Source organism: Paenibacillus tianmuensis (genome assembly GCF_900100345.1).
Classification (GTDB): Bacteria; Bacillota; Bacilli; order Paenibacillales; family NBRC-103111; genus Paenibacillus_G; species Paenibacillus_G tianmuensis.
In genome coordinates, this window is sequence record NZ_FMTT01000049.1 from 16222 (window position 1) to 32770 (window position 16549).

General features: G+C 53.5%; 12 protein-coding genes and 1 riboswitch. Of the genes, 3 read left to right on the top strand and 9 right to left on the bottom strand.

Going from position 1 to position 16549, the window contains the following annotated elements; all coding sequences use genetic code 11:
• Window positions 1-19: 19 nt before the first annotated feature.
• The 5 genes from BLO51_RS23750 to BLO51_RS23770 all read right to left on the bottom strand — a co-directional run bounded on the left by BLO51_RS23750 (window position 20) and on the right by BLO51_RS23770 (window position 4807).
• Entirely contained in the window at window positions 20-1498 is a 1479-nt protein-coding gene (locus BLO51_RS23750; RefSeq protein ID WP_090675800.1) for a PTS transporter subunit EIIC, read from the bottom strand.
• A 30-nt stretch (window positions 1499-1528) separates the two neighbouring features.
• Complete coding sequence (locus BLO51_RS23755) at window positions 1529-2029, bottom strand: PTS sugar transporter subunit IIA (RefSeq protein ID WP_090675802.1); 501 nt, start codon at window positions 2027-2029, stop codon at window positions 1529-1531.
• Window positions 2030-2043: 14 nt separating this feature from the next.
• Entirely contained in the window at window positions 2044-2916 is an 873-nt protein-coding gene (locus tag BLO51_RS23760; RefSeq protein ID WP_090675804.1) for a BglG family transcription antiterminator, read from the bottom strand.
• Between the two features lie 216 nt (window positions 2917-3132).
• Complete coding sequence (locus tag BLO51_RS23765; RefSeq protein ID WP_090675805.1) at window positions 3133-3408, bottom strand: hypothetical protein; 276 nt, start codon at window positions 3406-3408, stop codon at window positions 3133-3135.
• A 76-nt stretch (window positions 3409-3484) separates the two neighbouring features.
• Window positions 3485-4807 carry a globin-coupled sensor protein gene (locus BLO51_RS23770; RefSeq protein WP_090675807.1) on the bottom strand — a complete coding sequence of 441 codons (1323 nt, stop codon included), beginning with the start codon at window positions 4805-4807 and terminating at the stop codon, window positions 3485-3487.
• Between the two features lie 110 nt (window positions 4808-4917).
• Window positions 4918-5009, bottom strand: a riboswitch (cyclic di-GMP riboswitch).
• A gap of 159 nt (window positions 5010-5168) precedes the next feature.
• Between BLO51_RS23770 and BLO51_RS23775 the strand changes: the two genes are divergently transcribed.
• Window positions 5169-6743 carry a copper amine oxidase N-terminal domain-containing protein gene (locus BLO51_RS23775; RefSeq protein ID WP_090675809.1) on the top strand — a complete coding sequence of 525 codons (1575 nt, stop codon included), beginning with the start codon at window positions 5169-5171 and terminating at the stop codon, window positions 6741-6743.
• A gap of 202 nt (window positions 6744-6945) precedes the next feature.
• On the opposite strand, the gene BLO51_RS23780 is transcribed toward BLO51_RS23775, so the two are convergent.
• The 3 genes from BLO51_RS23780 to BLO51_RS23790 form a co-directional block, all read right to left on the bottom strand.
• Window positions 6946-7671 (bottom strand): response regulator transcription factor, encoded by a 726-nt coding sequence (locus tag BLO51_RS23780; RefSeq protein WP_090675810.1) that lies wholly within the window; start codon window positions 7669-7671, stop codon window positions 6946-6948.
• A 69-nt stretch (window positions 7672-7740) separates the two neighbouring features.
• A complete protein-coding gene (locus BLO51_RS23785) occupies window positions 7741-9855 on the bottom strand; it encodes a sensor histidine kinase (RefSeq protein ID WP_090675812.1) in 2115 nt (704 codons plus the stop codon).
• A 415-nt stretch (window positions 9856-10270) separates the two neighbouring features.
• Complete coding sequence (locus BLO51_RS23790; RefSeq protein WP_090675813.1) at window positions 10271-12172, bottom strand: DUF2334 domain-containing protein; 1902 nt, start codon at window positions 12170-12172, stop codon at window positions 10271-10273.
• A 209-nt stretch (window positions 12173-12381) separates the two neighbouring features.
• On the opposite strand from BLO51_RS23790, the gene BLO51_RS23795 reads away from it, so the two are divergent.
• Window positions 12382-12573, top strand: a complete 192-nt coding sequence (locus tag BLO51_RS23795) for a hypothetical protein (protein WP_090675815.1) — start codon at window positions 12382-12384, stop codon at window positions 12571-12573.
• Between the two features lie 397 nt (window positions 12574-12970).
• Window positions 12971-14515 carry an ATP-binding protein gene (locus BLO51_RS23800; protein WP_090675816.1) on the top strand — a complete coding sequence of 515 codons (1545 nt, stop codon included), beginning with the start codon at window positions 12971-12973 and terminating at the stop codon, window positions 14513-14515.
• A gap of 133 nt (window positions 14516-14648) precedes the next feature.
• Here the strand turns inward: BLO51_RS23800 and BLO51_RS23805 are convergent, their stop codons facing one another.
• The gene (locus BLO51_RS23805; RefSeq protein ID WP_090675818.1) at window positions 14649-16544 is read right to left on the bottom strand and encodes a PrkA family serine protein kinase; all 1896 of its coding nucleotides are present in this window, start codon (window positions 16542-16544) and stop codon (window positions 14649-14651) included.
• Window positions 16545-16549 lie beyond the last annotated feature (5 nt).

Below are 16549 nucleotides of genomic sequence, written 5' to 3' on the forward strand. Positions count from 1 at the left end.
TGGTTGCCCGCAGGCAAATCTACATGAGCTTCTTCATTTCGTCTTTCAACTGCTCGGATTGCGGTCCGAAAATAACCTGCACCGCGCCTTGACCGAGCCGCATCACGCCGGAGGCGCCCAGACCCTTCAACGCTTTGTCGTCAACCGCCGCTTCGTCCTTCACGACCAGCCGCAGCCGGGTAATGCAGGCGTCCAGTCCGACGATGTTGTCGGCGCCGCCGATGGAAGCCAACACTTGGCCCGCCTTTTGATCGGCCGGCATTTTGCCCGCAGGAACCGTTTTTGCAGCCGGAGCCGTTTCTCCATCGGCAGCCTCGACGACTTCATCGTCCTCCCGGCCAGGCGTCTTCAGATTCAGCTTCACGATCAGGATGCGGAACATGAAGTAGTACACGACCGCAAACGCAAGACCGATCGGGATGATCAAGAGCGGCTTCGTTGCCAGCGGATAGTTAAGCACATAGTCGATGAAGCCCGCGGAGAATCCGAAGCCGTGCTTCACGCCAAGTACATATGTGATATAACCGGCTGCCCCGGACAGTACAGCGTGTACGGCATACAATGCGGGAGCGAGAAACATGAAGGCAAATTCCAACGGCTCCGTAATTCCGGTCAGGAACGCCGCGAATCCCGTTCCGAACAACATGGACCCCACGACTTTGCGCTTTTCCGGCTTCGCCGTATGCACCATCGCGAGCGCGGCCGCCGGGAGCGCGAACATCATCATCGGGAAGAATCCCGTCATGAACATCCCGGCCGACTTGTCACCTTTGAAGAAGCGGGACAAGTCCCCGTGAATCACTTGGCCGGCCGCGTCCGTAAAGTCGCCGATCTGGAACCAGGCGATCGCGTTCAGCACGTGATGCAGGCCGAATGGCAGGAGCAGCCGGTTGCCGATCTGGAACCCTGCGGCCCCGAAGCCGCCCAAGCCTACGATGAAGCGGCCGAGTTCGTCCAGCGCATGCTGAATCGGACCCCAGATAATCCCAAAAACGATCCCGACCAGCACCATCGCAAGCGAGGTAACGATCGGCACGAACCGCTTGCCGCTGAAAAAGCCTAACCAATCGGGCAGTTTGATATTATGGTATTTTTTGTAAAAGTAAGAGGCTAGCGCCCCTGCGAGAATGCCGCCGAGCACCCCCATATTCAGCTTTACGTCTTTATCGACAAGCGCCGGAAAAGCCGCGGGAATTTTGGTCAATACATTGGTCAACACCAAGTAAGCGATTACAGCAGCCAACGACGCAACCGCGTCTCCGACGAAACCGATCGCAACGCCGATCGCGAAAATCAGCGGCAGGTTATCGAATATGGTGGAGCCGCCGGCGTCCAGAAACGGCGCGATGTACTGGTTCAGAAACCCGCCGACGCTTTCCCCCATTTTAAAGTCTTTGACATAATCAATTTTCCCGAACCGCATCAGGATGGCGGCCGCCGGAAGGACGGCGACGGGAAGCATCAGGGCTTTACCAACTTTCTGCAAAGAAGCGAGCATAATCACTCAACCCTTTCGAAAAGTATTATGTTATTTTTTTAAAACCGCGCTCAGCAGTCCCGCGTCTCCCGCACGGACCGGCCCCAACCGGTATTCCACAGCCGATACGCTTTCTTCGCCGTTGGCGATGATGACCGGGGTAATCAGCGGATAGCCCGCTTCCTTGATGCGCTCGATATCGAATTCGATCAGCGTTTGACCGACCGTCACCTTGTCGCCCGTTGATACGTGGGACGTAAACCCTTCGCCGCGCAGCGCTACCGTATTGATCCCAATATGAACCAAGAGCTGGACGCCCGACTCGTGCTCCAAAATCAACGCGTGATTCGTATCGATCCGATGCGCGACCGTGCCGTCGAACGGAGCGATCAGCTTGCCTTCCGTTGGCTCGATGGCAACCCCTTCGCCCATATGCTTGCCTGCGAACGCTTCGTCGGGAACTTGTTCGAGTTCTACCGCCTTGCCCGTTATTGGAGATGCGATTTCCAGCCGATTCGTCTTCGTCTTGTTTGTTAGCCATTTTGAGAACATCTGTTCTTCCTCCCTTATGATGTTGACCGCTCTCCCAAATACGTTTGAAACAGCCGGTACAAATGCATGACCATATAACCGATCTCATCTTCGGGAACGTCCGTCTCCAGCCGCTGCCCGATCAAAGAGCCAAGCTTGGAGGCCAACCGGTATTCCTCGGGGTATTCGGTTTTGAATTCGTTCATAAACGGATTGCGAACGACTTTGCTGTGGGCAATCCGTTCGATCGCATGCCGCAAATGCGTGATGAGCCGCACATAATCCATGCTGTCCCGCGGAATGGGGGCACCCAGCTCGCTTTCAACCAGCGCGACCGCTTCGTTGACCAGGTTCGAAAACTTCACCAGCTCTCCGACCGGAACGCTGGATACCGCCGAGTGAACGTGAAAGGTCAAAAAACCGATTTCGTCCTCCGGAACTTCGATGTCGAACGCCTCGCTGATCATCGCCGCCGCGCTTCGCGCGATTTCGTACTCCTTGGGAAACCACAGCAGCGTTTCCTGCAGGAACGGATTGATGATGTCCATTCCGTTCCTGAGCCGGTATACCGCGAACTGAATATGACTTGGCAGCGCAAAGTACACCTTGTTGTTCAGCGGCTCGGAAAATTGCCCGTTAATGCTGTCGATGATCCGCTCGGAGATTCGGATCACCTCGGGGTCGATTCCTTCCAGCAGCGTATGATACTCGCTCATCTGATCGCGATCGTCCAGTCGAAATCGTTTTTCAATACGGGGGTCTTTGGCCTCGATCGTCCCGCTTCCTTTGGAGGAAAATCCGATGCCCTTGCCCAGCAGCACGTACTCCTTCCCGGAATCCGAATCCAACACCATAAGCACATTATTGCTGATGACCCGCTCGATTCGAAGCAGACGATTCGCTTGCATAGCCTAACCCACCACCTTTCCTTACGTCCCGAGCGACGGCAAACAAAAAAGAGCCAAAAAAAGACTTTGATCTTAGTCTTTTTTTGGCTCATGCCCTTCTATCGGTAACACGCCAATTTGTATTCGATTACAGTCCCATCATACCCATTTGTAAACATTTCGTCAATAGGATTTGCGTAGAATAAAAGGGCGAATTATTGAACAAATTTCCAACGGCTATCCTTCTTGACGGGGCAAGCTTTGCAGCGCCGCGTTCACAAGCAAGTCATAGAAATCGTCGTCTTCATCCAGCCTTTCTTCTACCGCAAAAATGTCTTCTTCCGATCCCGATTCTTTGGAGAAAATCAGGCTGTAGCTCCAATCCTTCGCATTTTTGCTGTGCAGCGTAATTTCATACGGCGCTTCATGTCCTTCATATTGAAACTCGACATGACCCACGTAGCCGTTCTCTTTGCTGTGCGCCATCCGGCTTCCAATAATAGTTATGTTCATTCGTCAGCTCATCCCTTTCTTTTTGTCTACACACATTATCGCCTTCTTCGCTCGTTATACACCAGCCTTTTTTTATTTACGCTTTGTCCCGCAGCGTCTCCGCGGTTGATGCCACCCGGCTTACCGCACTGCCTATGTCTCCGATCGTATGTACCAGCCGATCCATCTCGCTGCCGACCTCTTCCGTGCGATCAATGTTCATCTGCATCGAGTGTACGATTTCGCTGAACACCCTCCGCGCTTCCAGCGCTTCCGTACGGCTCGCTTCCACGACTTGACGCACCTCGTGAATGGATCGTACGACCCGTTCGTTGCTCTTATCCGATTCGGTAACGATATCCGCAATGCGCGTCAGCGTCTTCTTCGTATCGTCGGACAATTTGCGCACCTCGTCGGCGACAATCGAGAATCCTCTTCCGTGTTCGCCAGCCCGGGCCGCCTCAATGGCCGCATTCAGAGAAAGCAAATTGGTCTGCGCCGCAATGTCTTGTACGATCGTGACGATATCCTTGATCTGCGACGTCAGCTCGTTCAATTGCACGGTGGACTGCTGCATATGATCGGCGCGCTCGTGAATGACGACGATTTTCGCTTCCAGCGCCTGAATCTGCTCCTGCCCTGTGGCAGCCATCATCTGGCTCGATCTCGACTGCTCCGCCATCGAAGCAAAGGCTCCTTTTACGTCACTGCTCGTCTCGATTAACGTATCGACCGCCGCGTTATTTTCTTGTGTCAGCGCAGCGAGCTCCTCGCTTAACATGCGCAGATCGTTGCGGTATTTTTCATGCTGCAGCTCCCGCTGGCGCAAATTTTCTTTTTCGTACGCTTCCAGCACGAGCTGCTGCTCGAAATTGAACAGTTTGGTCAATACCCGGTTCATTGCCATCACGTCGTCTTTGTGCTGAACTTGACTGACGACAGCGTCGATAAATCCGTTCTGCAGATTTTGGAAAGCGCTTAAATACCACTTTGGCTCCAATCCGATCCGCTCGTGAATCAGGGCGATTTTCGTTCGCTTTTCTATAAACGCCCGGTCCATTTTGCCTTCAAGCAGCTCGGTCAAATGCATCTTCATCGTCCGGGTCAGCCGTTCGACGGTCGTATTGTCCCGTATAATCCGGTCCAGCTTGTCCACTTGCAGCACGGCTTTGTAAAACGAATCGACAATCTCGTCGATCCGCTCCTCGATCATCGGCTTAAAAATAGCCAGTATCCGCAAATCCTCCTCCGACAAGGCGATCATCTTGAGCTGAGCTTCCAGCTCCGCATCGTTCACCTGACAGGTGACCTCAACCGCGTTCAGCTTATCCTGCTGGATTAACGAAACATGTCCCTCCGGCGCAGCACCGCCGCTTTTCCCAAACCAACGGGCCATGGTGTGAAACGGACACTTGCTCATAAAACGGACCCCCTCCTGTTTATCTGTGCCGGTCCCGAGCGCATTAAAAAAACCGCAGCGTCGCGCGCGGCTTCAAAGGGTTGGCGTTGAAGTGGCTGAATGTCACAACAATAGGCAACCTGGCGATCGTTCTTCCCGTTCGGGAAGGGCAGACCCATGGCTTTGCGTCCCTGCTTTTCAGACAGGTATGCCTTTTTCCTCAAGAATCAGGTAATACTTGGATTTATTCTACTACAGTTTGTCAGCGTTTTCTAGCACGATTTATTTTTCTTTACCTCCAGCAGCTGCGAATTTTTTTCGACACATCCTGTACAATATTGTAAAATGAAAAAGACTAGGATGCATAGGAGGGAAATTCGGTATGAACAAATGGTACGCCATGCTGCCAGCCTGTTTGCTGTGGACGGCGCTTGCGGCACCGGGCTTCGCAGGCGCAGCCGATCCGCAGGTGCGCGTGTATTTGGACGGCAAGCCCATCCAATTCGAAGTTCAGCCCATTCTGGAAAATGGAACAACGCTGGTTCAATTCCGGCCGATTTTTGAAAACATAGGGCTCAAGATCGGCTGGGACGAGGCTACGCGAACTGTGACGGGCACGAAGAACGATCTTTCCATTAAGCTGGTCATCGAGGATACGGACGCTTACATCAACGACCGGCTGAACGAGCTTGAGCTTGCGCCCCGGCTGATCGAGGGCAATACGTTCGTACCGCTGCGGTTCGTCAGCGAAGCGAGCGGTAAGGAAGTAACATGGGACGGCAACACCATGTCGGTACATATCATAAGTCCGGCGAATTCGACGGGGCCCGGAAATTCCGGCGGAACCCCAGGCGGCGGCGACTACGGGACTAAACGTGGCGATACGGATGCCAACAAGTCCGAAAGAGGAGATTATACCTATCCGAACGGGGACAGGTATACCGGGCAGATGGTGAACGGGTATCCCGAAGGACGGGGCAAGCTGTACAACCTGGGCGGCAAGCTGCTGTTCGATGGCATGATGACGAATGGGCTTCCCGGAGACGGTCGCAGCAAGAGCTACTATGAGAACGGTCAGCTGGAATTTGACGGGAATCTGAAAAACGGGGTTCGCACCGGCTCCGGCAAGCAGTACTCTTCCACAGGCTCACTGCTATTCGACGGTACCTTCTCGGTCGGCGGACGGGAAAAAGGAACGCTGTACTACGACAACGGCGACAAATATATCGGACCTTTCGATAACGACAAGCCGAGCGGAGCCGGCAAGCTCGTCTACAAAAACGGCGATGTGTACGAGGGCGATTTCTTCGACGGCCGGCGCGAAGGCAAAGGAACCTATAAGACGACCAAGGGCGAGAAGCTGATCGGCGATTTTAAGAACAACATGATGAACGGAATCATCTCTCATTACGACATAAAAGGCGCCTTGCTGTCCGTCAGCGAATTTTCCAACGACACCCTGATCCGCAAAGTCGATATGGGCAACAAGAGCACGACGTTGCCAAATACGAATTCTTGGGCGCAGCCGAACAGAGTCAAGCTTGAGAACGACCGTCATCAGAAGCTCGTGAATTCGATCCGGGAGAATTACAATCAGAATAGAAAGCAGCTGGATGACCAAATCGCCCAAATCCGCAAGGATAACCCCGGAACCTACACCAGCCAGGCGGACTATAACAAAGCGTTGAAGCAAGCCGAGACGAAGCAGACGGACATTTCGAATAGGCTGAATTCGCTCGCAAGCGACAATTCCAAGGCGGTGGAGGCGGCCAAGGCCGAGCTGAATAAGCAGCTGACGAATGTTCAGACGCTGATCACGCAAATCCATACGAAAGGCGCGGCCCAGCAGCGGATCGAGGCGCTAAGAGATCAACTCGACTTCCGAAGAGAAAATTACAACAACGAGTTGAAAAGAGCGAACGACCAGCACTTGGAAATCATCAAGGAGCTGAAATAATCCTGCTCCATCGTTCGTTATAACTGACAAGCGTACATCCCGTTGTTAAGCGGCTTTCAATAAATATTTGCTGCAGACCTGAGGTCCCCGCAAAGTACTTGAATTAAGCCTCCTGATTCAACTTCACTTTGCGGGGTTGGGCAGCGATCGGACGACACGGGCAAAAAAATAAACCGCACCTTGAAGGGCTCAAGGTTCCGGTTTACAGTTTCAGTGCATGGCTCTCGCCGCCGGCGATGAATTTATAGCCTACGCCATGGACGTTGATAATATATTTCGGACTCGACGGGTCCGGCTCGATTTTCTTGCGAAGGTTGCTGACATGTACGATAATCGTTCTCGTATCGTTGAAGCTTTCCTGTCCCCAAATTTCGCGGAACAGCTGCTCATGGCTGAAGGTCTGCTCCGGACGCGAAGCGAGAAAGCTGAGCAGATCGAATTCCTTGCGGGATAACGTTACTTCTTGCCCGTTCACTCTCACCACACGGCTTAACCGGTCGATCCGCAAATGGCCGACGACCAGCTTGTCGGGCTGTCCTCCAGCCTGCTCCGCCGCAGCCAAATGCGGCCTGCGCAAATGGGCGCGTACCCGGGCCATCAGCTCGTTCGGGCTAAAAGGCTTCGTAATATAATCGTCGCCGCCCAGATTCAAGCCAGCGATTTTGTCCGCTTCGTCTTTTTTGCAGCTCAAAAATAAGATCGGCACGGGAGAAACCGCCCGAAGCTCCCGGCATACTTCAAAGCCGTTTCGTCCCGGCAGAAGCACGTCCAGTATCGCCAGATCCGGCCGCTCCGCCTCCGCGATCTGAAGCGCTTCTTCGCCGCTGGTTGCGAGCAGGACACGGTAATTGTTTTTTTCCAAGTAAAGACGGATCACTTCCCGAATCTCGGGATCATCTTCCACAACCAACACTGTTTGCTCCGTCATCCGTTTCACCACCGCATCGAAGTAGTACCCTGGTCCTAAGAAGAGAATAAACAATTGGACTGCCGCCGGTCAAGCTTTTTTTGGGAGGATGGCGACGGGGATCGTGAAACAGAACATGGTTCCTCGCCCCGGTTCGGTGCGTTCGACCCAGATGCGCCCCTCATGGTACTCGATGATTTCTCTGGATATAGAAAGCCCGAGTCCTTTGCCGCCCGCAGCCGAATTGCGCGACCGGTTGCTGGTATAGAACCGGTCGAACACGTAAGGCAAATCCTGTTCGTTAATGCCGCCCCCCGTATCACTGACCTGGCACAGCAGTTGTTCTCCGTCGTCGACCATTTCTACCTGAATGGAGCCGCCTTCCGGCGTGAACTTGATCGCATTGAAGATCAAATTACTGAACACCTGATGCAGCCGCTCCAGATCGACATCCACCGCGGAAAATTCACGCGTCTGATCGTCTCCCCCGGTCCGGAACGTCAGCGAATAATGAATTCCTGCATTGCGCGTATCCAGCTCGTAGCGGCTGAACAGCAGCTCGATCAGGCGGTCGGTGCGCATGAGCTGTTTTTTGAAGGTCACCTGTCTCGCTTCAAGCTGGGAAAGCTGGAACAGGTCCTCGATCAATCTGTCCATGCTGATGACTTTGCTGTGAATAAGCCGCAAATAGCGTTCCTTCTGCTCCTCCGTATCCACGATGCCGTCCAGCACGGCCTCCAGATAGCACTGGATCGTCGTCAGCGGCGTGCCCAAATCGTGCGATATGTTGCTGAGCAGCCGGCTCCGGGACTTCTCCATCCGCGACAGCTCGTCGTTTTTCCGCTGCAGCTCCAGATTCGCCTGCTCCAGATCAGCCGTCCGTTCCTTGATCTTGTCATGTAAGCCGCTGTTCAGTTGCGTCAAAGCGGCCGAAAGCTTCTCCTCGCTCCCATACCCCCGCGACAGCTTGACCGACAGCAGCACCGACTGGGAGAAAATAAAGATCAACAAACCAAAAGCGGACATCTTGTCCGTCGTCTGTATCAGTTCGTGAGCGTACAGCATATCATTGACGAGTGTAGCCGCAAAGATCAAGCTGGCGAGCAGCAACAGCCCTCCGCCCTCCCTTTTGCGCAAAAAGGCGAGCACGATGATGCATAAAATATAACAGACACCCGCTCCCACAATCAGCTGCAGGACGATCAGCCATTTCGTAATCAGCATGGTTGGCAGCAGCGGAATGGCAACGGCGTACGCCAATGTTACCGCGCAGAAATACGCCGTTATTTTCCGCGAGCTTTCCCTCGGATACATGCTGGCGAAAAACAAGACGAACAGCGGCATGCTTACATCCGCCGTCACATATTCCAGAATCAGCGCCAGCGTCCAATCGAAACGGGGAAACGCCTGGGTAACAACCATTTCCCCGATCAACGCCATGCGCAGGCAGAATACAAGGCAAAATAATCCGAAATAAAGCATGGCCAGCTCTTTGGTCCGTACGACGAACAGGCCGAGATGATAAAGCCCCATGATCAGCAAGCAGCCGATCAGCAACGTATCGAAACCAACAGACAGCTGCTTCGCCCTCGCCACCGACTCGAACAGGCCGAACTCGATCGGCTGCCGGATACCGCCCTTCTCGTGCGAATAGTTCGATACTTGAAGAACCAGCACCAGTTCGTTCGTATGGGTGTGAGCGACGGCCAGCTGGGTTGAAAAATGAGGCTTCGATTCCGGCTCGGACTTGCTTGCGGTTCCGGCGGACGCGATTTCCTTTCCGTTCACCCAGAGCTTATAAGACGTATAGATCGGGGGAAGCCTTAGGGCGAGCACCCGCTCATGATCGGACAACGAAATCTTGAGGCGGTATGTGGCGTACCCTTCGCCCGTAAGCATCTTTCCGTCCTTCGTCGTGCCGTTCCAGGAACCCGGAAGACTGGCGTAGCCGGGCGCTCCGAAGCGTTCCGCCGCCAAGTCATCGGGGTGCCTGAATTCGTTCCAATAAAATTCCCATTCGCCGTTCAGCGGAAGATGCCCTTTCCGGTCCCAATCCCATTCCCGCAGATCCAATTCGCCCCGAACCGCGGTCGGCGAATTGCCGTAGGTGAAGAACAACCGTTCTCCCGCAATCAGACCAACGATCAAAAAAACGACAATAGTTAAGAATGCGGCAATCCGCCTCGATATTCGTTCCAGCGGCATGTGCTAGCTCACGCTCCTCCGGCTTCGAGATACCGGCGGATGCCGCTTGCGATTCTTTCAGCCCATTTCGTCGGTATTTCAGTTGACATGATGTTTTTTTAAACGGATCAGTTCGATCCATTGTGTATTCGCCCCTCATGGCGTTAAATCCTGCTTTTTCCAGACTCCGGTCTCAGGCGTGCGGTGCCGACTGCGCCTTAATATTAACCTATCTCTTCCCATTGTGCCTGAATTTGCCGAACTGAACAAGGGAGAAAATACTATAGTCTTTTCTTCCTGTTTCAAGGCAGATTCCTGCCGCTTTCTTTCCTAAATATAAAACAGCCCGGCGTAATCCGCCGGGCCGGGTAACAGCTCAATGAATAACATATGCAATATGATAGCTCACGCTCTGTAGTACATTTCCATAGCTTGCTTACTTGCTTTGGTAGGATAGGGCGAAATCCAAGGTGCCGCTGGTGCGGTCGATCAATACCAAATCGGCCTTTCCATTGCCGTCGACGTCCCGGATCGTCAGATTAACGCCGCTTCCCGGCGTTCCCCAAGGTCCGAAGGTGGAAAGCAGCTTCCACCCCTGGTCTTCATCCCTTAAATAGACGGTACAGCTCATCGTCTTCGGGTCCCAGCGGAGCGCGTCTTCCCGGCCGTCTCCGTTGAAGTCCCCGAGCCGGATCAAGCCGTCTTCATTCGGGAGATCCAGGTCCACACGGGTCAGCTTCCACTTCATGTCGACGAAATCCGGCTGAAGCTGAATGCCGCCCGAGGCGCTGTCTTTAGAGGCAAACAGCGCGGGGCCGCCCTCCATGCGAACCTGAAGCTCCTGTTTCATTTCGCTTCGGAGCTTATACGGTTTAATCGGCTTCAGTTCCTTCCCCCGGATTCGCCAGCCGTATAGTTGAAGCTTATCTTTCGTTAGTCCGGCCACAACCACTTCGCCGTTCGATAACGGGAGCGTGTATAAGGAGCTCCAAGCTTTGGCTTCAATTTTCCAGCTCTGCGCCAGCTGGAACTGCCGTCCGTCCGATACATAGCGGTCCAACCGCCCACTCGGATTCGCGGTCCAGAAGCTGCCCGGTCCTTCTGCATCTTTGCCGCTGACGGCAGCTGCAGCCCCGTTCGCATATTCCGCCTGCCCCCATCGCACCGGCGCCGGCTGCTCCTCATTGCGCAGTCCCTTGTGCCGGCCGGGAATCACGCTGATCTCGCCATTCGCCGAATTCCACTGTACCGTGTCGGCTTGTCCGTCGCCGTCGACATCCCCGAGAAAAACGTTCTGCTTTCCCCCCGGCAGCAGCTTGACGCTCTGAGCAGGCGTGAACGGAACATAGTCGTGGATGGAGTGGAAGGCGTACCCTTTCGCCCGGAGGCCGGCAATGAGCTTTTGCAGCACGCTCTTATTCTGCTCGGGGTATCGGAATTCCGGAAGACCGTCCCGCACGACCTTTTCGCCTCCCGAGTCCAGAACGGGGGTCAGGTATTTAAACTCAAGAAAGGGATGATAAAAAAAGGAAGCCACGTGATTCGTTTGACCGACCCGGTCTAAAATCATTTTCTCGTCCTTATTGGAAGGAATGTAATCGTAAGGTGTCGGAACGTAAGCTGCGCCAAGCGTCGGACTGCCGTAGCCGGTATTGCGCTGATTCCAATAAAAGACGCCTTCGGCATTGCCGTGAGACTGTACCTCCGCCTGATAGTTCAGGCCGAAGTAAGAGCGGAACACCCGATCCTGTTCTGCAGTGGTCCGGTAATGCGGCCCCTCCCAGAACTGAGGCTTCAAGCCCGCACGCTCGAATATGGCAAGCCCAGCTTTTACACGCGGTTCCGCGTACGATGCCTTCATCGTTTCTTCCACATCCGCCACTTGGAACTCGTTGCCGATCCCCGATTCGTGGTGTCCGTCATCCCGGCGCACGCCGCCGACTTGGTGCGTATAGCCGTGCATGCCAATGACCGCGCCGCTGTCCGAAGCCTGCTGGAGCACCTTGCGGAAAGCTGCCGCGTACGGATTGCCCTCCTGGTCAAGGGGTACGTCGTACCGTGATCCGTCCGGGGGCAGATTGATCCAGCGGGGAATAACCGCGATATGATACGCCACCTTCTGGTCGCGCAAATATTCCAGCACGGTTCTCAGCTTGCCAAGCTCCTCAAGCGAAGCATATTGTCCGCCGGGACCAATGTCCTCCAGCCGCATCAAGACGAATTTGGGCGTACGAGCCTCGCCTTCGACGGTAATCATCCGATACGCCGACAGCAGCAGCGTAAGCGTGATTAAAGAAACAACAAAACGTAGCCATTTTGAATGGCGTAAATAGGTCATCGGGTATCCCGGGCTCCCTTCTGGCTGCGTAAATCTATACCCGATTGTAGCAGATTTCACGCCGAGCGAGTATGTTTTTTTGCGGCGATAGGATGAAAGCACGGCTTATTCACCCTATTTTCCTCCCCCCTGCCGACGGACCTAAACAGCTCTGCGCCGCCCGAATCATATGAAGAACGAAAAAAACAAGAGAGGGGTGCTTTCGACGCATGGAAAACCAATTGAAAGCGATAACGAAAGAGCTGACGGACCTGCATAAGCGATATGCCGGAATTTCCCTAAGCTTTGCTGCCCTTGAGCGGAAATTGTCGGCAATGGAACACCGCATGGCTACGCTTGAAACCGAGTTTGCGAGGCAAGTCCCCTTTCTGCTGGAAGAAACCTGCCCGCCAGCCCACTGAAGGCGCTTAAAGCCGATGTTCTCCATCCTTATCCTTATCCCGTCAAGAAGCTCTTCAACTCTTGTCGTCCGGAGGCTTGCGACTTAACCGCAAGCTTCTATATACGGCTCGTCCCCCAGTTGCCTGTTCGGAATAAAGCCTATACGCCGTTTCCCTCTGAAAAAAGTCTGCTATCCAAGCTTGGCATTTACTTCCCGATTCGGCGAGCTATATAATAAAATGGCCGCTTCTCCGTGCCTCTACCGGCCGGGATCTGTCGCTAGGAAGCCGGCTTAGCGCTTTCGCTCCAACGCCCCTGAATCCCGTTCGGGTTGCCTTTGGGCGTATTTTTAATCTGTTACGATGGGGGCAAGCATGATATAATGAATCGAGTGCGACAGGAAGGTGATATCAAAATATGCAAAAAATCCCAGTCATTCGTGATAAAAAAAGTTCTGACATCATCATCATCCCTTCCGATGAAGTCGTTAAAATCGAATGCGTACGGGATAAAGAATATATCATTCATACGGTTTCCGATAAATATTACTGGGCAGCGTCGCTGGAAGCTTTTGAAGAGTGGCTGTACGAGGAAGGCTTTCGCCTGATCGATCAGATGAATGTGGTCAATATGAACCACGTCACGGCGTACGAGCCTCGCAAAGGAATCGTCACATTGCAGCACGGTTCTACGCCCCATTATAAAACCGCTTCCGCCGCTTGGATTCACGGCGAACATATTACCAACGTCATGAATCTGCTGGGAAAGATGAAGGATCTCGACAAAGGCATCATCGACGACGAAGCCGATCGCATCTTCGAGAACGTGCTGGCCCAGGAAGAGGATCATCGGTTCGCCCGATCCTACGCGATGATCAAAGCGCTGTATGATAAGAAGAAGACCGAACTGCTGCTTGAAGAAAGCGAGCTGCGCTATAAATCGCTGTTCGAGCATAATCCCGATCCAATCTGCTCGCTGAACCTGTCGGGCCTCATTACGAACGTGAATCCCGCCATGTTCGGCGTCACCGGCTACGCGGAAGCGGATTTACTTCACCGCACGATCAATCCGCTTATTCTGCCGGAAGATTATACGCGGTGGCTCGACCATTTCGAGGAAACGCTCAACGGCATGACCCCTCATTATGAGATTACGTTTGTGCGCAAGGACGGCAACCCGGTCGAGCTCAGCGTATATAACTTTCCGATCTTCGTCAACAAACAAATTGCCGGCGTTTATATGATCGGTCAAGACATCAGCGAGCGCAAGCGGGCCGAGGAAATGATTCTCCGCTCCGAGAAGCTGTCGATCGTCGGCCAGTTAGCCGCCGGGGTCGCTCATGAAATCCGCAATCCGCTAACCTCGCTTAAAGGCTTCGTCCAACTGCTTCAAGGCAAGGTAAACGGCTACGACAATTACTTCGAAATTATGATCGACGAGCTGGAACGGATCAATTTTATCGTAAGCGAGTTTCTGGTCATCGCGAAGCCGCAAGTCGTCAAGTACCAGCCGAAGAACGCCTTCACCATTCTGGAAAATACGATTATGCTACTCGGCTCTCAAGCGATGATCCATAATGTAGACATCGTCACGGAAAAGGACGCCGATCTTCCCGAAATCAATTGCGACGAGAATCAAATCAAGCAAGTATTTATCAACATTCTGAACAACTCCATCGATGCCATGCCGGAAGGCGGACAAATCCGCGCCGAATTCCGCAAAATGGAGGGCGGAAAGCTGCTGATGCGGTTTACCGATCAAGGCTGTGGCATTCCGGAAGACCGAATTCCCCGACTGGGGGAACCGTTCTATACGACGAAGGAGAAGGGCACCGGACTCGGTCTGATGGTCACCTTTAAAATTATCGAAAATCACGGGGGCAGCATGAAGATACGCAGCGAGCAGGGAAAAGGCACGACCGTAGACATTTATATGCAGGGCGTCCGAAAGATCCGGTCTTAGCAAGCGAGACGGAAGCCCGATACTGTATAAAAAAAGTATTTGGCTTTTTGGCCAAATACTTTTGCCTGTTTCCATGGTTCCATACAAGCTCCATCGCTTCGCCTGACGGCTTAGCCGATCTTCGGAATGAAAATTACCGGTTCAACAAGCTGCCGACGTAACGCAGCAGTTCATTGGCTGAAGCGGTCGTATAGCCGTGTTCCTCGACAAGACGCTTGATGACCTCGTTGATCCGCTTTAACTGGTTTTCGTCGGGTGTTTTGGTGGACGTCGTAATTTTGACGATGTCCTTCAGATCGGTGAACAGCTTCTTCTCGATCGCTTCCCTCAGCCGTTCGTGGCTGCTGTAGTCGAACCGCTTCCCTTTGCGCGAATACGACGACATCCGGATCAGTATCTCCTCGCGGAACGCTTTCTTCGCATTTTCCGAAATGCCGATCTGCTCTTCGATGGAACGCATCAGCCTTTCGTCCGGGTCCATCTCTTCGCCGGTCAGCGGGTCCTTGATTTTGGTCCAGTTGCAGTAGGCCTCGATGTTGTCCAGGTAGTTGTTGAACAATGTCTTCGCCGACTCGTCGAACGAGTAGACGAACGCTTTTTGCACCTCTTTCTTGGCCAGCTCGTCATACTCCTTGCGCGCGATGGAGATGAAGTTCAAGTACCGCTCCCGCTCCTCCTTCGTAATGGATGGGTGCTGGTCCAGACCGTCCTTGAGCGCCCGCAGTACATCCAGCGCATTGATAAATTCCAGGCCTTGCCGGATCAGTGCGCTGGAAATCCGGTTGATGACATAGCGGGGATCGATTCCGCTCATCCCTTCCTCCAAATATTCGCTCTGCATCTCCTTCAAATCCGCTTCCTTGTACCCTTCCACCTCTTCGCCGTCGTACATGCGCATTTTTTTGACGAGATCCATTCCCTGCTTCTTGGATTCCTTCAAGCGGGTCAAAATCGAAAAAATCGCCGCGGCCCTCAGTGAGTGAGGCGCGATATGCACATGCTTCATGTCGCTTTGCTTAATCAGCTTGGCGTAAATTTTCTCTTCGTCCGATACCTTCAAATTGTAAGGAATCGGCATAACGATCATCCGCGATTGGAGCGCCTCGTTCTTCTTATTGGAAATAAACGATTTATATTCGGATTCGTTCGTATGGGCGATAATGAGCTCGTCTGCCGAAATCAAAGCGAACCGTCCGGCTTTGAAGTTGCCTTCCTGCGTGAGGGACAGCAGGTTCCACAGAAACTTCTCGTCGCATTTCAGCATTTCCTGAAACTCCATCAAGCCCCGGTTGGCCTTGTTCAGCTCTCCGTCGAAACGGTAAGCCCGCGGATCGGATTCCGAACCGTACTCGGTAATTGTGGAGAAGTCGATGCTCCCCGTCAGGTCGGCGATATCCTGCGATTTCGGATCGGACGGACTGAACGTTCCGATGCCTACGCGGTTGTCTTCGGACAGCAGCACGCGCTCCACCAGCACGTTTTCGATGCGTCCCCCATACTCATCCCGCAGTCGGATTTGGCAGGAGGGGCACAGATTGCCCTCGATTCTCACGCCGAGCTCCTGCTCGACCTCGCTTCTCAGCTCATGCGGAATTAAGTGCAGAGGCTCCTCGTGCATCGGGCAGCCTTTGATCGCATATACAGCGCCTTGATCCGTGCGCGAAAACTGCTCAAGCCCGCGCTTGAGTATCGTGACGATGGTCGACTTCCCTCCGCTGACCGGCCCCATCAAAAGCAAGATCCGCTTGCGGACATCCAACCGACGGGCCGCCGAATGGAAATATTCTTCCACCAGCTTCTCAATCGCCGAATCGAGCCCGAAAATCTCTTTATCGAAAAAGTTATATTTTCGACGCCCATTTTCCTCCAGGATGCCGTGGGAGGCAATCATTTCGTACACCCGCGCATGCGCCGTCATAGCCAAATGCGGATGCCGGCGGAGCAGCTCGATGTACTCGGCAAAGGTTCCGGTCCAGGCCAGCCTTTCGGTCTCCGTGCGATAGTCGGCGATTTTCTTGAATAGATTCATGATCT